The organism is Variovorax paradoxus, assembly GCF_022009635.1.
GTDB lineage: Bacteria > Pseudomonadota > Gammaproteobacteria > Burkholderiales > Burkholderiaceae_C > Variovorax.
In genome coordinates, this window is sequence record NZ_CP091716.1 from 4246021 (window position 1) to 4265111 (window position 19091).

The 19091-nt window shown below is 62.3% G+C and carries 5 protein-coding genes; 1 reads left to right on the forward strand and 4 read right to left on the reverse strand.

All coding sequences use genetic code 11. The annotated features are described in order from the left end of the window. Positions 1-347: 347 nt before the first annotated feature. The 3 genes from L3V85_RS19655 to L3V85_RS19665 are packed head-to-tail and all read right to left on the reverse strand — an operon-like array spanning position 348 to position 17333. On the reverse strand, positions 348-1202 hold the full coding sequence (locus L3V85_RS19655; protein ID WP_237674413.1) for a hypothetical protein: 855 nt from the start codon (positions 1200-1202) through the stop codon (positions 348-350). Continuing rightward, positions 1165-2196: a hypothetical protein gene (locus tag L3V85_RS19660; protein WP_237680723.1), complete on the reverse strand. Its 1032-nt coding sequence runs from the start codon at positions 2194-2196 to the stop codon at positions 1165-1167. The genes L3V85_RS19655 and L3V85_RS19660 overlap by 38 nt, the downstream gene beginning before the upstream one ends. Continuing rightward, on the reverse strand, positions 2175-17333 hold the full coding sequence (locus L3V85_RS19665; protein WP_237674414.1) for an Ig-like domain repeat protein: 15159 nt from the start codon (positions 17331-17333) through the stop codon (positions 2175-2177). Before L3V85_RS19665 ends, L3V85_RS19660 begins: the two co-directional genes overlap by 22 nt. On the opposite strand from L3V85_RS19665, the gene L3V85_RS19670 reads away from it, so the two are divergent. Further along, complete coding sequence (locus L3V85_RS19670) at positions 17334-17726, forward strand: hypothetical protein (RefSeq protein ID WP_237674415.1); 393 nt, start codon at positions 17334-17336, stop codon at positions 17724-17726. Here L3V85_RS19670 and L3V85_RS19675 read toward each other — a convergent pair. Continuing rightward, positions 17723-19081 carry an NAD(P)/FAD-dependent oxidoreductase gene (locus tag L3V85_RS19675; RefSeq protein WP_237674416.1) on the reverse strand — a complete coding sequence of 453 codons (1359 nt, stop codon included), beginning with the start codon at positions 19079-19081 and terminating at the stop codon, positions 17723-17725. The two genes, L3V85_RS19670 and L3V85_RS19675, sit on opposite strands and share 4 nt — an antisense overlap. Positions 19082-19091: the final 10 nt, after the last annotated feature.

Below are 19091 nucleotides of genomic sequence, written 5' to 3' on the forward strand. Positions count from 1 at the left end.
ATAGCGTTATTAAAAACAAGTTCATCATCCAAAATCCACTCACAAAAATTATTACCAAACCGAGCAAGCCAATGATAAACATCCTAGGCGTTCTATGCGATCGACTACGAAGCAATAGCACCAAGAGGTTTGGCAGGCATACAAAAATCACAGAAAATGCCAGGACCTGAAGAACAAGCGCCGCATTAGCCATTAAACTCAAGAACGCTCGAAAATGCTGCCTCAAAAAAGACACTTGATCTAGCGCAAAGATCAACAGGCAAACAATAAAAAATATATATTCCGCAAATTCCAAACCTCGATATGACTTTTTCATTTCAAATCTCATCTTCATGAAACGCAAAAAATCAATCTCTTATTTTTACCAAAAAATCACTTTGGCGCCCAGCTTGCCAAGTTATTTTCAAAGGAAGTAACCCTACTAAGTTGAACTCCCTTGCCAAACCTTGCTTATGAAATGCAGCCATAAAATCGTCTTTAACATCCACCCCAAAGGAGGTAAATTCTTGCCCGTTATTCCAATTATAAGGATCAAAGTAATGTAAATCAAAATTCATTGAAAAACTATTTCCAGTTCTTACCACGGTGGCATTTGACCATCCAGAAAAAGTGCCGCTTGCACGCATCCAATTCTCATCACCCGAGAACCGCCTTTGCTCCATGCGCTGAGAAGAAAATGAAAGCGGGATGCCCTCAACAGCATTATCGGAGGCAAAATTCATTGCGGCATTTTGCTGCGACAGATAAAAATCTCTCCCTGCGTCAGTTGTCTCAACAATTCGCTGCAAATTTACCCTGTAATCAAGCCCGGTGTTTCCGAAATAGTGCCTCAGATGATCTGCAGCATCCGGATAAATAAGTCTTGCATAAGGAAGTATGGTCTGCTCTACAAATCCCTTTTTAAAATAAGAAGAGATTTCAGGTGTCTCGGATCCCCACTGCCCACTGCCAAGATCTACTCTCTTTTTTGGGCCAGAAGATCCTAAAACAAAAGCGGGAGCAATATCATCCGAATCCCCCGCGCTTGTCACTACACGGGCCGTGCCACGGTCTCGAGGAAAAGGCATCAATTCATTTTTATCTTTTTTTCCATCAACCACCCGAGCCCACTCCCCTTGCTTAAGAACATCGTCTATAAACCCAACTTTAATAAGCGAAAAATTATCAGCCCCCCCCTGATTTCCAATAAATTCCATAGCCATCGGAAAATTCCTCTGCGCTCCATTTCGGAATGGCCGAATGTGCGCCGACCGCGCTATCTACGCCCTCGATTTCGAGGCGTTTTGCCGCCACACCGATACTCATCTGCATATCATCGTTCCACGCTTGAACGGTCGATGTCGAAACGCTGAGTCCGAGACCTCCGCCCAGCTTAAGACCGCCCCCAGCAGGCGGCGCGGTACCAAACAAGTCGATCTGGCTTGGTGGTCCGTTACGCGTCTCCACCGGCCCCAGCGTCTGTGCCCAGAAGTCGTCGCGAAGCTTTTCTTCTGGGCCCACATAGGTCGAGGAACTGCTGCTATTGGCTGCGGCCAGACTATCGCCCAACGCATTGCCAACTGTCACAGCCGCCCCCACCGCGTCTCCTATGACGCCCGGCAGGGCCCTGCCAATGCTTCCTCCGCGCACCGCCGCACTCATCAGGCCGCCGGCCATGGTGCCGACCAGGCGCTGCCCTGCCAGATCCCAGTTAGCGCCCTTGGCCCAGTCACCGGCCGATGCCGACACAAACCCTGAGGCTGCGCTGGCGGCCACGCCCCTCCAGTCAAAGCCCTTTTGCAGCCCGGTGGCGATGTTCAGCCCTTGACTGGCGATGTTGCCGATGGCAATGCGCCCGGCAGCCGCTAGGTCCCCCCCGTTGCCCGCGAGCCATGCGCCCGCACCGCCGCCGCTGAGCCAACTCGCCACACCCGCGCCGACCCCCGCGCCAAGCGCTCCCAGTGCCACGCCCCTCCAGCTGAAGGAGTCCTGCGCCCCGATGGCGATACCCACGGCCTGGCTGGCGATGGAGCCAGCCGCACCTCCGATGATCGCGGCACCAATCGAGCCGCCCATCAGTGCGCTACCGCCTGCGGTCATGATTCCGCCCAGTCCCGCGCTACTCAGAGCAGCACCGATACCACCTTGTGCGGCACCTATTGCAATCGACGCGACTCCTGCCGTGAAGACGGTCGCTACCACAGCGATGATCGCCACGATGACTGTGCCCAGCCCTCCGCATCCCCCCCCTTGCCCTTGGGCGCCGGCAGCGGATCAGGCAGCGTCGGGCTCGTGTCCCCCATCGCCTTGCCCGGGTCGTACGGCCGGAACGTACTGCTGGTGTTGTGCAGGTTAGTGACCTTGTTGGGCACCTGCAGCACCGTGTTCTCCACCAGCGCAGCCGATGGCTGGCCGTCCAGCCCGTTGGCCTCGGCCAGCAGGTACCACAGCGTCGCATCGCCCCACAGCGCCCGAGCGACCCCCTCCAGCGTGTCGCCCTCGCGCACCGTGTAGCTGCCCGGCGCCGGGCCCGGGAAGCCCGCGTTGATCGGCTGGTAGTTCTCGTCGAAGTCCGCCGAGTTCGTGGGCGTGAACTTGCGGTACTTGTCGTCAGGGCTTTGCGTTGCCGAGCTGCGCGCGAGCTGCTGGGCGTAGTCTTCGCGCTCCACGCCGTCGTTGCCCACGTTGCCCACGCGCTTGCCGTCGAAGTAGAAGTAGCGGTGGTCGCGGCTCTTGCTCGCGCCGCTCACGTTGCCGTCGGCCCCGATCTTGCCGCCGATGAGCTCCTGGCGCTGCAGCACCTGGCCTTCCGCATTGGTCCAGTACGAGAAGCTGCGCGGCGTGGTCGCGTTCAGGTCCGTGGCCGTCTTCAGATGCCCGTTGACGTCGTAGCCGAACACCGAATAACCAGGCGGCTGGGGCCGCTTGGGGTCGTAGCCCGTGCTCACGGGATCGAGCGTGATCGAGGTCTGCTTGGCGCTGTCCCACCAGTCGTAGGCATAGTTGCTGATCATGCGGGTGATGACGACAGCGGGATCCTGGGCACTGGGGTTGAAGTTGTTGAAGGCGTTGGTCAGCGAATCCACCTTCGACAGCGTGCCGTCCTGCATCAAGGTGTAGGCCGTCGTCGTGTCGGACCACTTTCTGCCATTCGTTCCCTCGGTCAGCCGCCGTTCCACTTCCACGGTGAGCTGGTTGTCCTTGTTCCAAGTGCGATCCTTCTGCGAGCTGAGCGTCTGGTCCGCGTACAGTTCCTCGTAGCGTGTCACCCGTCCGGCCAGATCGTTGGTGCGCCGGCTGCGAAGCACGCCGTTCATCTTCATCGCGGTCAGGTGCCCCGTGCCGTCGTAGTCATAGTCCTCGCGGTGCCCGTCGCGCGCATAGATGGCCGCCTTGCGCTGGCCGGCGTTGTCGTACTCGATCGTCACGCCGTCGCCCGACGCGCCACGCCAGATCTGCCCGTTGACCATCTGGCCCATGGTGGTGGTGAAGCGGTTCATGCCGTCGTAGGCGTACCAGTAGTCCTGTACATCCTTTCTCTGGTCCACGACGTTGATGTAGGTGCTGAGCACGCGCCGACGGTTGCCATTGGCGTCGTATTCGTAGTTGATCATGTAGCGCGCATCGTCGATCGTCTTGACCCGGTTATAGGCGTCATAGGACACGCGCGACCACTGGAACACCACATTGCCTGTAATGGCCTTCAAGCCCTCGAAAATGCGATTGCCGTTGTTGTCGTACTCGAAGATGCTCTCGGTCGACACACCCGCATCGCTCACCTTGCGCAGGTAACCGTTGTCGTAGTAGCTGTAGGCGATGTTCTGGCCCGAGTTGCCGGTCTGCGTGGCGATCAGGCCTGACCAGTTGTAGCCGTAGGTGAACTGATGTCCGCCCAGGTCCTGCTTCCACATCGTGCGTCCGAACACGTCGTTCTTCAGCGTCTGCGTCCTGCCGTTGGCGTCCGTCGTGGTATTCGTCCAACCGCCGGTGTTCACTCCGCCTGCCGAACCGATGCTGTTGTCGTAGGTGTAGCCATAGTTGACGGTGGCGCCCTCCGCCGAGATGTAGCGCGTCACGCGGCCCATGCTGTCGTAGTAGGTCCGCACACGATAGTCCAGCGCATTCACCTGCGCGATGCGCTGACCGAGAATGTCGTACTCATAAGCATCGACGGCCACGCTTCCGTTGGCGTTGACGGGCCGCTCAACGCGCTTGAGGCGGTTGTTGAAATCGTACTCGTTGCGGGTAACGCGGCCGATCTCGTCCGTCACGGTGCGCAGGTTGCCGAAGACGTCGTAGGCCTTGCGTACGACCGCGGAGGTTCCAGCGGTCGCGCCGGGGTGCCACTCGGCCACGGCCTGCCCCGCGGCATTGATCTGCACGGTGCTCTGGTTGCCGTTGGCATCGCGTTTGCCGACGAACTGCCCGTTGAGGTCGTAGCTGTAGTGCTCCGTAGGCCTGATCGCTTGCCTCTGGCCGTTGGCCAGCGTGACATCGACGACCGGCCCGATCTTGTCAATCAGCAGGCCCAGGGTGTTGTAACGCAGGTCGTTGACATTTTCCTTGCCGTCGATCTCCTTGACGACGCGTCCGAAGGCGTCGTGCTCCTGACGGCGCTGGATCACCCAGCTGTGGTTGATGATGTCCTGGCCTGGCAGGTTGGGAATGGCCCAGCGCACATCGCTGTTTGCGGTGGTGTTGTTCAGCCGAAAGTAGCCCTCCCCGTTACCGATCATCGCCCCCGAGGCGTTGTACACGTCATACAGGAACTCGTACTCCTTGTCCGGGTTCAGACCGTTTGCGGTCGCATCCCACTTGAAGGCGGTACCGATCTTCACTCGCGTGGCTGCGACCTCGGTGAAGTCCTTGTCGGTAGCGCCCTTGTCGCGGTAGCGTAGCTTCATGCTCCGGCCTTCGGATATCTCCGGATCGAAGGTCATCACTTGGTGCTTGAGGTTGCCGGTCAGCCTGGCCTTGGTGCCAATTTTGCTGAGCGCGCCGATCGTGGCCTCGCCGGTGATGTCGGTCATGATGAATCCGTCGGCATCGCGCGCCACGGCATGCAGCCTGTAGCTATAGAGACTGCGTTTATCCGGAATGAGGTTGGCGGCATCCCACACCCATTGGGCGATATCGCCCGCGCGTTCGCGCGGGATGGTGATGGAGCCCTTCAAGCCCCCCGGGCTGAGCGGCTCGTAGTCGATCTGCAGGGTCTGGGCGTCGATTGGAATGTCGCGAAAGGTGATGCTCGAAGGCAGTGCCGCCAGGGGGCGCATGTCGTAGTACGACACGCCCGGGTTGACGGTTCCCTTCAGCCTGTCGACCACCACATTGCGGCCCATGTCCAACACCTCGATGATGACGTCGCTGGTACCGCCATCGAACTGAACTTCAAAGCGCCCCGTGGCACCGGCGGGCCAATACGTCCTTTGCGAATACTCGCCTTCGCTGCCATTGGGCCTTTGCAGAACCCGGATGGCGTGACCGTTGATCCTCATGCCTGTGAAGTGCGCCACGTTGTCGGTCGTAAAAACCGGCTGGGCTGCCGCCACGGACGATGAAGACTGGCGCGTGGCCGGGTCGTATTGGATTGATTGGCGACGCACGACCGTGCCGTCCGGCTGGGTCACGACCAGCAACAGCTCCGTCGGTCCGCCCAAGCTCTCCAGGCGCGTGAAGTACGAGCCGTCGATGGCGACGTTGTTCAGGCTGGAGCCGCCCTGCCCGGCCTTGAAGATCGGCAAAGATTGCGAGAACGGACTGTTCGAGTCACGCGGACGGCTATACAGTTGGATCGTGTCGGTGTCGCGCGCCTCGCTCGCAGTCAGGCGCATGAAGGTGCCGCTGAGCGTTTGATCCTGAGTAGGCCAGGGCAATTGCCGAATTGTTCCTGTCGATACGACGACATCCAGACCGCTGCTCTGCACCGTGGCGATGACCCGGATGGGCATCAGACCGCTGTAGGCCAGACCGCGATGCATATACATGCTGACGACCGGGAACGGCGGTGTGTTGTACATCGGATGCACGACCTGCGGCCATGTCGTCACCCTGCCAAGGAATTGAGTCGTGCCCGCGACCTCGATGCGCCACGTCATAGCGCCGTAGATATTTTCGATGTTGGAGGTCCAGTCGCCAGCCGAACCGATCAGGAGGTCCGTCACCCCGACGACCACATCAGAAACGTGCCTCGGGTTGCCCGGTATTCCGGCTTCCCCGTTGGTGATCGGGCGGATGTTGCCCCCTAAGATCGGCATGCCCAGCACGCTGACCGCGCCCGTGGCCGACCCGTCAGAGGGCCCTGCGATCCAAGTAGAGTTGGCTTCCGCCAGCGCTGGCGCCACATCGATGTCCAGCCCGCCGAACTTGCCCGAATCCACGTTGATGGGCGCGGCGAACATCTTCAGGTTTGGCCGCGCCGCGTCCATTTTGGGCTGCATCACGCTCACGACGCGATTGTCCTTGTCGTAGGACGTAATGGTGATCAGGATGTCCGGATTGGGATGGCTGCCGTCGCCCGCCATCTGGTCCCATGTCATCGCGCGCAGGTCCACACGTTGCGATTCCAGTTGCAACGTGGCATTGCCGGCCAGGTCGTACATCCATGCCTTGTTGACGCCGCCCTTCGAATTGGTGCGCCACAGGCGCCCGGCCTTGTCGTAGTCGTAGTACTCCTGCGCCTGGCCCTGGGCATTGCCACTGCCGGTGCGCTTGCTGGCCAACTCGCCCCAGGCGTTGTAGGTGAGCGTGATCGTGTTGGCCGCATCGAAGACCGGCATGTCGGCAGCGTCGCGGCCACCGGTGAAGCGACGCGCCTCGCGGTTGGCCGCGTCGTAGGCGATGCTGACGATATCGCGCGAGACCGCGCCGTCCGCGTCTACCCGGTCCGTCATCTGGGCCGTCGTATTGCCGTTGGCGTCGCGCCCGTAGGTGACGGTCTCGCCCTTGGCGGTGGTCATGGACGTGCGCACGCCGGTAGCGTCGTAACCGTAGCGCACGATCTCGTCGTCGCTCTCCACGGCGTTGTCTGTGCCACGCCGGATCTCACGGCGCACATTGCCCAAGCCGTTGAGTTCGTAGTCGGTGACCTGGCGCACCGCATTGCCGTTGAAGTCGGCCGCACCCGGACGCTGCACGCTCAGCAACCGCCCTATCGTGTCATAGCGCATTTCGCTGCGCTGACCTTGCGCATCGATGGTGGCGGTCTTGTTGCCCATCGCGTTGTACTCGGTACGCTGGGTGGCGCTGGTGGCGCCTTCGCTGAGCGCGCCGTTGGCCGCAACTCTGCCATAGGCCACGTTCAGCCTGGACTCACTGCGCACGCGCGCATTGCGGTCGTAGCTGTATTCGGTGATCTGGTCGTTCAGACCAGGAGTGAACTTCTGCAGGACTGCATCTACCGAGGTGCTCTCGCTGAGACTGCCCAGCACGATTTCCTTCGCAAAGCGGGTTTCGCGCAGCACGGCGCCGTTTGCATCTCGCTCCCAACGCACACCGAAGCCCATGGCATCGACTTGCAGCAACTTCTGGCCCAGCCTGTCGTACCAGGTGAGGGTGGCCGCATCCTTGCCGTTGTGTTCGCGCACCACGTTGCCGTTGGCGTCGTAGAAACTGCGGTTGACCAGATCGCTCGTGACCGCCATGTTGTACTGGTGGCCCGAAGCGTCATAGTTGCCGGACTGGATGCCAGCGATGGTGCTGCTGAGCACCCGGTTGTTGGCATCGACCTGGTAAGTGGTCAGGCGCACGTTGGCTGCGTTCACCGGTGTGGGCAGTGCATCGCCCACCGGCAAGATCAGTGCATCGCCGTACACGCGCTGTGCCATGACATTGCCGGTCGCGTCATAACTCCAAGTGCTGAGCGTGCCGGTAGCACTGACTTCGGCCACCTTGCGGTTGGTTCCGTCGAACCAGGTGCGCGTGCGCCCGCCGTTGGGCTCAACCACGGCAATGAGGTTGCCGCTGGCGTCGTAGCTCCGGGTGCGCGTGGGCGCGATGGTGCTCCAGCCCTGGCCGTCCACGTAGATGCGCACCTGCGCCTGACGCTGCTCGACCTCGCGGTTCAGCCCGTCGTAGCTGAACTGCGTGACACGCTGCTCGGGCAGGCCGACCGCCTCGGTCGTGGTGGCCCTGTTGCCGAAGGCATCGTAGGCGTACTGGTTGCGCACCGCCACCGACTGGCCGGCGGCGTTCCTGCTCGTGATGGGCAGCGTCTCGCTGGCCACTCGCCCGAGCTGGTCGTAGGTGTAGGCAGTGAGGCCGCCGAGCTTGTTGGTAAGCGTCTCGCGCTGGCCCAGGGCGTTGTAGGTATAGCGCTCTGCATTCGACTGGGCGTCGATGGTCCTGGTGAGGCGCCCGGATGCGTCGTATTCGAAGCGCGTGAGTGCGTCGCTGGGGTTGGCGCCCGGAAGCGCAGGCGGCTGCGCGATCTTGTAGGTGCCGCTCACGCGGTTGAAGTGGCGCTTGACGCTCAGCGTGTGGCCGAGCGCGTCGTAGGTGGTCGCGGTGGCATAGCCCTCGGGGTCGACGCTCAGCGTCACGCGCCCAGCGGCGTCGAAGTAGTAGAAAGCCGAGTTGCCACGCGGATCGGTGATCCTCACGACGCGGCCGTTGGCGTCATAGTCGGAGCGCGTGACGCCGCCAAGAGCATCGGTCACGCTGAGCTTATGGCCGGCCGCGTCGTAGTCGATGGTCGTCGTATAGCGCGCTGCAAGCGCCTGTCGCTGGGCTTGACTCAGGTCGGAGGCCTTCAGGGCGCCACCCGCAGCATTGACGTACTTCAGCTGCAGTCGCTGGGTGAGCGCCCAGGCGCTGTCGCTTTGCGAGAGCTCGACGCCGCGCGCATCGATGGTGCGGGTCAACCGGCCGATGCCATCGAAGACATACTGAGTAGTGGCGGCCTCTGGCTGCCCCAGGGCCTCGGTCTGGCTCGTTCGGTTACCAGCGGCGTCGTAGCCGTAGGCGGTGATCTGAAGCGGACGGCCGGACACAGAGGCCAGTGCGATGGCCGCATCGAGTTTCGCCTTCTGGGTGTTCGGCGTTGACGCAGGCACAGCGACGGGATAGCGCACGACGTAGGACGGCCGACCTTGGGCGTCGTACTGGCGCTGCACGGCGTAGCCCAGCGCGTCGATGGTGAGTGTCTCACGGCCCATGGCATCGTAGAAGATGCGTGTGTGTTGGTCGCGCGCGGTATCGGCCTTGGGAACGGGCGCTGTGTCGGGCGCCCACTTGTTCATGTCGACAGTGTTGGCCCAGGCCGTGCGCTCGGAAACGCTGCCGTTGCCGTCGCGCTTGAATGTGACGACACTGCCCATCGCATCGACCGTGGCGCTAAGGCGGCCGCCCTGGTCGTAGACATTGAATTGCTGTTGGTCTTGGCCCGGGGTCTGACTGGCCAGCGCTTGCAACTGGGCCACAGTGGGCGCGGCGCCTAGTCCTTTTGTGCTGACGGGCCTTGCATAGCGCGTGGTCAGCGTGATGCGGCCCGCGCCGTCGTAGCTGTTCTTCTCCAACTGGCCCAGCGGACCCAGGGTATAGACCAGGCGCCCGGCGCTATCATAGGCAAAGCGCGTGACCTGACTCTGTGTTTTGGCTGCGATGAGCACCGGTGTCGCGGTGGTCGGTGTAATGTTGCTGGCGACGTCCGTCTGCTCGAGTTGGTAGCCTGTTACGCGAAGAGGACGAGGATCGTTCGAGGTGAATTTGACGACCCCGAAGTACGCCATCTCGCCCGACGCCACGCCGGTTGTTGCCACACGATATTGCTTGCCGCCCAGATGCTGCACGGTATACGCGAGCGGATCGGCCATGCGCCCCAGCGAAGCGAAGGCAAACGAGTTCGCGGCGTCCCGCGCGTTTGTACTCCCAAAAGATGGCGGCAAACCGTCTTCCATCTCCACGACCACGGACATTGTGTAAGTCGCACCGAGTGTCAATGACTGGTGCAACTTATAGGCGCCCGCATACCCTTCGCGCGGATCGACCCCGATCCTGAGCGCGCCTGCGAAACCCTCCATCTGCGATGCTCTAACGGCACCGATCCAGTTCTCCGTATCACGCAATCCATTGGCGAATTCGCTGTGCGTGAAGAGGTTGGTTCCTGCCGGCTGGTCGTTGATATAGGCGCGGCTGATGATGTTGCCGCTCTTGTCGTAGTTTTGCGACGTGACCTTGCCCACCCCGTCGGTGTGCAAGAGCTGTCGACCGGCACGGTCGTAGACATAGGTGTCGTGCGGGTCTCTGGCGGGCTCTGCCACCAACGCGACGGCGGCGGCCAGCGCATCGGTGGTGGCAGCCGTCGCCGCGGGCACTCGCTTGCTGTAGGCAAAGCGTTCGGTGACGTTGCCGCTGGCATCGAAGACTTGCCGCACCACCGCGCCGGTGCCGTCGATGCTGTGGGTCTTTCGCCCGAGGGCGTCGTAGACGCTGCGCGAGCGCTGGTCGTGCGCGTCGTCGGCCACGACCGGTGGGTCGATGGCGCCGTGCCACTTGCCAAGTTCGATACGCTGTGCATAGGCGCGGCTCTCGACCACGTTGCCAGCGTCGTCGTACCGATACTCGACCACCGCGCCCGTGGCGTCCACGGCAAAGCGCAGCCGGCCATCGCGGTCGTAGCGCCGGCTCTGCGTGGCGGCCAGGCCCAGCGTGGGCAGCGCCGCCTGCATAGCCGACAAGCTCGGGGCGGTACCGTTCCAGGCAGCCACGGGCACGAACGCGGCATATGTGGTCTGGCTGCTCAGGCGGCCTTCGGCGTCGTAGCCGCTTTGCTGGACGCCGCCCATCGCGTCGATGGTGAAGGCCAGCCGTTTGGCCTGGTCGTAGATGAAAAGCGTGGCATTGCCGCTGGCATCCACCGCCTTGATGACGTTGCCCTCGGCGTCGTAGGCATAGCTGCGCGTGAGGTTCAGCCCCAACGGATCGACCTGCTCCTTGATGCGCCGGCCGGCGCCGTCATAGGTGTAGCGCGTCAGGCGCCCATCGGGGCCATGGACGCTAAGGGCGGTGCCATCGCTGTCGTGGGTGTAGACGGTCTCCAACTTCAGGCCGACATATGCGCCGTTGGAAGGGTCGAGGGTCTGGCGTACGACCTGGCCGTTCAGGTCGTACGCCGTGGTGGTGACGGTGCCGCCAGGATCTGTCACGCTGATCGTCTGGCCCTTGGCGTCGTAGAGGTAGCTGGTGACGAGGGTCAGGCCCCCCGGATCGACCGTGCGCGTGAGAAGCCTGCTGACAGCGTCGTAGCCGTAGGTCGTGACGGTGCCCCTGGCGTCGGTGGTGCTGAGCTTCAGGCCGATCTTGTCGTAGGTGGTGCTGGTGCCGACGCCTTCGGGCGCCTGGGTCCGCAGCAGGTTGCCGCTCTTGTCGTAGCTGTAGGTGGTGGTGTTGCCGCGGCCATCGGTGACGCTGGTGGTCTGGCCCTGGCGGTTGTGCAAGGTGGTGACCGAGACACCCTCGGGGGTGGTCACGGTGACGCTGCGGTTGGCCACGCTGTAGGCGTAGCTGGTGACGTTGTTCAACGCATCGCGCTGGGTGAGCACGCGATCGAAGGCGTCGTAGGTGGTGGTGCGCGTGGCACCGGTGGCGTCGGTGGTGGCAACGACACGCCCGAGCCGGTCGTAGCGCAGGCTGGCGGTGTTGCCGTTGCCGTCGATGCGCGTGTCCGGGCGGCCGAAGGCGTCGTAGCCGGTGCGCCGGGTGAGGCCCGCGCCAGTGGCGTCCGACGTGGTCGAGACCTGCAGGCCGCGCCGGTCGAAGGTGACGGTGTTGGTGATAACCTGGCCGCTCAGGCGCGTCCGGCTGCTGGCGATGGCTTCGCGAAACGCGTTGTAGGCGTAGCTGGTGACGCCGCCCATCGCGTCGGTGCTGCTGGTCAGGGTGCCGCTGGCGTTGTAGGTCTTCAGGACATGGGTGTCCTTGGCGGGGTCGGCCATCGTGGCCAGTAGTGCCTTCAGCGCATCGGTGTTCAGTCCGCCGGGCGTGGCCGTTCCAAGGGGCGTGAGGTCGATCCGACTGCCGTAGACGATCTGCTCGGACACCTGGCCGTAGGCGTTGTAGCGGCTCTCGGTGACTTCGCCCAGGGCGTTGACGGTGTAGGCCAGCCGCCCGAAGGCGTCGTAGAAGAACAGGGTGCGGTGGCCGTTGGCATCGGTGGTGCCGGTGCGCCGGCCGGCGGCGTCGTAGGCGTGCGTCGATCCGTTGGCGCTCCAGCTGGCCAGCGGCGCGTTCAGGGCGACGGCATCGCTGCCGCGGCCGTCGAGTTCGGCGATGAGGTGGCCCTGGATGTCGTAGCGCAGGCGCTGGATGCGCTCGTCGGGCGTGCCCGCCGCGGTGGTGGTCTGCACGAGGCGCCCGGCCACGTCGTAGGTGAAGGTGGTGACCGTGCCCTCGGCATTGGTGCGACTGAGCAGTTGGTTGGCCGCGCTCCAGGTCTGGGTGATGCTCTGGTCCTGGGCGCTCGGGTCCGGGCGCACGCTGGCGAGGGTGGCGTTCGCGCTGCCCGGGTTCCTGGCCAAGCTGGCGTAGCGGCGGGTCTGGGTGACGTTGCCGCGTGCGTCGTACACGGTCTCGGTGAGGTAGCCCTCGCCATCGACCTGCCCGACGGCCTGGCCGCGGGCGTTGTAGAAGGTGTAGGTGCGGATGTCGCCGTCGCTGGCCGCGGGGCGCACACCGGCCAGGTCGCCGCTGGCGCGCGCGATGGCCACCGCCATCAGGCGTGCCGAGACGCTGGCGAAGTTGGCCGCGCGGTTGGCGTAGCGGATGCTCTGCACCTGCTCACCGGCTGCGTTGTACTTGTACTCGGTGAGGTAGCCCTCGGCGTCCAGGGTGCCCTGCACTTGCCCGTTGCGGTTGAGCAGTTGCGTGACGGTGCGGTCCTGCGTGATGTCCAGGCCCACCAGCACCCGGGGGGTGTCGGGTGTGCCTTCGACGGTCTGGGTGAAGGTGATCGCGCCGTCGGCGTTGGCTTCGTCGCCTGAGTACGCAGCACTGAAGGTATGAGTGCCGGCAGGAATTGGAACGCCGCGCAACGTGGCCGTGCCGTCCGCCGTGACCGCCACCGTGCCCAGCAGCGTCATGCCGCTGTAGAAACTCACCAAGCCCGTGGCAGCGGTCTTGCCCACAACTCGCACCGACAGCGCGCCGTCCTTGGCGATTACGGGCGTTGTGAGATTGGTCAATACAACCGGCGAGCCTGCGACCTGCACCCACGAATCAGCGGTTGTTTGCGATGCCAAGTAGTTGTCGTCACCTGCATAGCTCGCCGTGAATTTGGCCGTTCCCACAGGCAAACTGCCGATGGACAGCGTGGCCACACCGTTCATCAGCGTGCCTGTACCAATGGCGATGCCGTTGCGACAGAAGGTCACTGCGCCGTTGGCGCGCGGAATGTTCGGGCTGTTGGGAGTAGCTTGAATTGCCGCCGTCAAAGTCACGGATTCACCCGCTCCGACAGACTGCTTAGAAGAGAAAAGATTGACCTGCGATTTTGTCCGCGTGATTGCGATGGATTGACTGCTCCTTTGACCAATAAAAATGGGCAAGTCATCTGTTTGCTCAACCACAAGACTGATAACAGTCAGATCATGCAGGCCCTTAGCCAGGTTAACAGGAAGCCTCGCAGTATCAGGATCCGCGAGCCCTCTAGCCTCTAAATAATGATTTACCGTAGAAGTTAGAATTTGGCCGTCAAAATAAAAACGATCATCCCAAACACCCTCCCCTTTTACCGTAATGGCGGGATTAAATCCCGCAAAGGATTCACTCACTCCAATCGACTGATTAATTTGCTGCGAAACGGTAAATGCAGTGTAGGCGTCTCTTTCCGGATTTAGGGATGGCGACAAATTCAACTTCAATGAGAGAATACAACTCTGAAATTTAGAATCCCCTGTATACGCTATATTGAGAATGCCACCGGCCTTGATCAACGCTGAGCGCTCCACCCAGATATTCGTAGTACCCTCTGCATTGACAAAGTAACCCGTGCCTAAACCTACGGAGTTCCCCCCAAATATGTAAAGCGCCCCAGTCGCACCATAGCCGACACCAGCGACATGCAGCCGGACATTCAGTAGGTTGGTTGTTGGCAACCAGGGATCTACGCTAACGATCAAGCTCGTGGGGGATCTCTTGTTAGCGCTTGCGGCATAGTCCACATTTCCGGCATAAGCTACTGTGAACGGCCCTGTAGCACCAAGCTGATTGACCTTGAACGTTGCCCTGCCATCGACCAATGTTGAAATGCCCAGCACAGACTGACCCGAATAAAAAGTGACGGACCCAGTCGGCAAATATGTCGAGCCAGCAGGAACGGTAATCCGAGCAGTCAGCGTCGAACTGCCATCCACGTTTTTGCTGGACGTTAGCGTCGCCTCGGTCGGTATAGGTTTTGCACTGAATATTCGAGGTGTCGAAACCGTTGGTGCGTGCAAGATATCACCAGAGTATTCGGCACGAAGTGTTTGCATGCCTTCGGGCAAATCATTAACTACAAGATTTCCGAAGCCATTTGATAAAACTATCGATCCTATAATTTTGTTTCCGGCATAGAAAGTGATTTGTCCGGAAGGCATCAACCAACCCCAGTCTCCTGCAGAGTCCGGCATTTTCACGTCTACCGAAAGGATGACCGAACGAGAGCCCGCTGAAGGGTTGCGCTGAACTCCCAGCGTAGCGGTAGTCAGTATGGGCGTAATTGTTTTCTTGACGGCCTTGGATACGCTCGCCGGTCTCAAATCATCACCCGAATACGCCACTCGCAAATTATGTGTGCCAATGGACATCCGGTCTGTGGCTAACGTCGCTTTTCCATCAACAACAACTGCGCTACCGATGACTGTCTCGCCATCGAAAAAGGTCACCATGCCTCTAAGGCCAGCGCCGTCTACAGAGGCGGTCAAGACTGCAATGAGACCATAAGACGTTGACTCGGCGTTGTTGACGCTCAGTGAAATGCCTCCGAGCGTGGAGGGATCCACCCCCAGATCGATGTTGGCCCCCTTGAGCAGCGGAGCCACATCGATCGGCTTGGCCAACTGCGTCACGGCCAGGATGCGCGAGGCCCCGTCATAGGTCGTCTGCGTCACATAACCCAGCGCATCCACCTGCCAGGTCAAGCGGCCGACGTTGTCGTAGAAGCGCCAGACCCTCTGATCCTGCGCCGCAGTTGCCGGCCGCAGGGTCGCCAGGCTGGTCGTCGTGTTGTCCGCCGCCCATGCGGTCGTGGGCTTGCCCGCGCCATCGAGCAGTTGCGCCAGCTTCTGCGCAGTCAGCTTCGTGGCGTAGGCCACGCTCTGGCGCAACTGCCCGCTGGCGTTGTAGACATACTCGACCAGCGCACCCGTCGCATCGATCTCGGCGATCTTGCGGTTGGCCTCGTCGTACAGCATCCACTTGCGCACGCCCGTGGGGTCCTGCGTCATCAGCAGGTTGCCGTTCTTGTCGTACGCGTAGGTGGTGGTGCCCAGCACGCCGCTGCCGGCGCTTTGCTGCGTGACGCTCACCAAGCGCCCGGCCTTGTCGTACGCCGAGATGCTCACCAGACCGCTGGCGACGGTGACGCTGGTCCTGCCGCCGGCATCGTCGTAGCTGGTGACGGTGGTGTTGGCCGTGACGCCGTCCAGCGACGGCGCGGACACCGACAGCACGCGCCCCAGCCCGTCGTAGACGTAGGTGGTCGTGCCGCCGCCGCTGGGCTCGATCTTCTGGAGCAGGTTGCCGTGCTGGTCGTACACGTACTGCGTCCTGGCCGCCGTTGCCGTCGTCCCCGCCCCCGTGGCATCGACTTCGCCATACGTGGTGGCGCTGCTGAGCGAGCCTCGCGCGTCATAGGCGTAGTCCACGCGCTCCGTGCGGCTCGGATCCTGGCCGCCCAGCCAGGCGAGCATCTGCGCCTGCGTGGGCACGTCCGTGGTGCCCAGGGTGGAGACCCCGTAGGCACTGCCCACGTAGCGGATGGTGCTGATGCGCTGGCCGTAGCTGTCGTAGCGGTGCTCGGTGACGTTGCCCTGCGCCGTGACCACGAAGCGCAGTTGCAGCGCGTTGCCCGGTGCATAGACGTAGCGGGTGGTCTCGGGCAGCGCCGCATCCTTGCTGAAGACGCCTCGGCTGACGGACGCGTCGGCGTAGATGGTGTCGCTCAGCAGCTGGTTCGCGCTGTTGTAGGTCCGGGTGTGGGTGTTGCCCGCCGAGTCGACCTCCTTCAGCAGGTTGCCGTTGGCGTCGTATTCATAGGCGAGCTCGCGGCCCTCCCCGTCGGTCATCCCCGTCACGTTGCCCGCAGCGTCGTAGCGGTAGCTGACCTGCGACAGGCCCGCGGCGTTGCCGGCGGTGACGCCCTGGCGCACCTGCAGCAGATTGCCGTCGGCGTCGTACAGGAAGGTGCTGCGCGCGCCCTGCGGGTCCGTCACGGTGGTCGTGCTGCTGGCGCTGTCGTAGGCAAAGCGGGTGATCTGCCCCAGGGCGTCCGTGACGGTGGCAACCTTGTAGCTGCTCCCGGACAGCACGTAGGTGAAGGCCAGGGCGGTGCCGTCGCTCTGCGTCACCGAGGCCACGCGCTTGCTGGTGCCGTCGTAGTTGTAGGTCGTGACGTAGGTCTTGCCGTCGGCAACGCTGTTGTCCTCCGGGCTCAGGTCGACGGTGACGCTGGACAGCCGGTTGGCGCCATCGTATGCATAGCGCACCCGCGTGAGCGTCGCGCCGCCGGTGGCGACCGTACGGACCTGGGTGAGGTTCGTGCCGGTGTAGTCGAAATAGGTGGCCTCGCCATTGGCGTCGACCACGCTCTTGAGCGTGCCGTTCGCGTTGTAGCTGTAGCTGACGGTGTTGCCGTTGGGGTCTACGGCAAAAAGAAGTCGCCCCTGCCCGCTCGCGTCGTAGCGCTCCACCAGACCGCTGCTGCCATCGGTCCAGACATAGCGGGCGTTGGCCGCGTCGTAGGCGATCGTGTCGAACGCCCCGGCGCCTGCGCTGCTCACATACAGGTTCCGGGATGCGCTCCAGGCGTAGACCGCGGTGGCGCCGTCTCTGTCCGTGCGCGCCAGGGTGCTACCAGCAGTGCCAGCGGTGCCCGTGAGCACAACCTTCTGTCCGTGCGCGCCGACGCGCCAGTTGTCGCCGTTGTCGTCGTCGAACAGCCCCTGGCTGTTGTAGGTGCGCACAGTGGCAATGTCCAGCCCCCGGCCCACCAGCCTGTCGTCGAGGTCCTGCAGCACCAGGTTGCCGTTGGCCACGTTGACATAGGCCGACTCGCCGTTGCGCCCCTGCTGCGCCGACCCCACCCCGCCTCGCCCACCCAGCGTGGCCAGCGACCCCAGACTCAGACCCAGGCTATTCCCACTGACGATTGCAACCATTTGACGGCCTCGTTTGTTGTTCCGCGCCGCCTCCACATCAAGGGGCGCTCAGAACAACTCATCCAGCTCGAACGCAATGTGTTTAGCCAGACGATCGAAAGGCCGAAGAGCAACCAAGGTCAATTGCACAAAGTCATCAAAATGTCGCTGCAGAGAGATGGGCGATTTCGCAACGATCGCCCCAAATTGCCGCCGAACGGCTTCTCGCTAAACAATATGGACAAATCGTGGATAGCTTCGTTGAGCCGCAAGCACAAGCTATGGCTCGCATGCCTGCCAAGCAACGGCAATGAGCCGCGCAGTAAAGTCCGAACAAGCCCAGAGGGTGTCAACGAACCGGACTCGTGCTCAGCACGCCTTGCGCTGGGCTGGCACTGCGGTAGCAGCGGTTAGTCCGACTTGAGAATAGTCTCACCCTTCAACATCCCCATGTCGCGGGTGTTGAAGCGGTGGCGCTTCCAGCCCGCCCAGGTACGGCGGAAGTTGGCAATGGAAATGCCGTAATACAGCACCTTGAACATGCGCAGCGCGTTCCACATCGGCGTGCCGTTGTAGATGTCGCCGGCCAGCAGCGACATCAGCGCCTCCTTCACCCGGAACGGGTTGCCGGGGTACATGAACATGTCGCGGATGGTGGGGTTGGTCACGCGGTAGATGAACCACGAATACTCGCGCGGTCCCTTGCGCATCATGGCCTCGAAGCCCTGGCGCGCCGCCGCCAGTTCGGCCGGCTGGTCGAGCGCGGTCGCCACCAGCTTGGCACCGTCGAAGGCGCTGTGCATGGCCAGGTACACGCCCGACGAGAACATCGGGTCGATGAAGGTGAAGGCGTCGCCCAGCATCAGGTAACGGTCGCCGGTGGCGTGCGTGCTGGAGTAAGAGAAATTGCCCGTGGCATGCACCGCGTCGTCGACCAGCGTGGCGTTTTTCAGCCGGTCTTGCAGCACCGGACACAGCGCGATGGTGTCGTAGAAAAAGTCTTTCAACGGCTTCTCGCGCGTCTTCAGGTAGTACGGCCAGCAGACCGCGCCCACGCTGGTGGTGCCGTCTGCCAGCGGAATGAACCAGAACCAGCCGTGCGGAAACCAGCAGATGCTGATGTTGCCTTCCTTCTTGCCTTCCAGCCGCTCGGCGTTGGTGAAGTGGCCGAACACGGCCGTGCTGTTGTGGTCGGGGTTCTTCTGCTTGCAGCGGAATTTGTTGGCCAGCAGGGTGTCGCGTCCGGTCGCGTCGACCACGAAGCGGGCGCGCCAGTTGCGCTTCGCGCCGTCGTCCATCTCGGCCCTGACGGTGGCGCCGTCGGCGTCGAAGGCCACGTCGCGTACCTTGCAGCCTTCGATGGCCTGCGCGCCACGCTCGGCCGCATTGCGGAACAGCAGCTCGTCGAGCTCGGACCGGCGCACCTGCCAGGCCGAATCGAGCGACTTGTCCCAGCCCTCGGCAAAGTCCACGTAGCTGCGATGCTCGTGCTCGGGCGAAACGAACTCGATGCCGAACTTGGGCATGCCGATCTTCTCGACCTGCTCTCGCACGCCCAGCTTCTCGAACAGTTCGACGTTCGCGGGCAGCAGCGATTCGCCGATGTGAAAGCGCGGGTGCTGCGCCTTTTCCAGCAGCACCACCTTGCGGCCCTGCTGGGCCAGCAAGGCTGCGACGGTCGAGCCGGCGGGGCCGCCGCCGACAACCATCACGTCGCAGGATTCATCGGCCGCCGAAGGCGTGGGGGAAGAAGCTTGAGGCAGGGACATGCGGTGGCAA

Excerpts from the sequence above, each read along its gene's own strand:
- L3V85_RS19665 (WP_237674414.1), bottom strand. The coding sequence starts at position 17,333 with ATGGTTGCAATCGTCAGTGGGAATAGCCTGGGTCTGAGTCTGGGGTCG.
- L3V85_RS19655 (WP_237674413.1), bottom strand. The coding sequence starts at position 1,202 with ATGGCTATGGAATTTATTGGAAATCAGGGGGGGGCTGATAATTTTTCG.
- L3V85_RS19675 (WP_237674416.1), bottom strand. The coding sequence starts at position 19,081 with ATGTCCCTGCCTCAAGCTTCTTCCCCCACGCCTTCGGCGGCCGATGAA.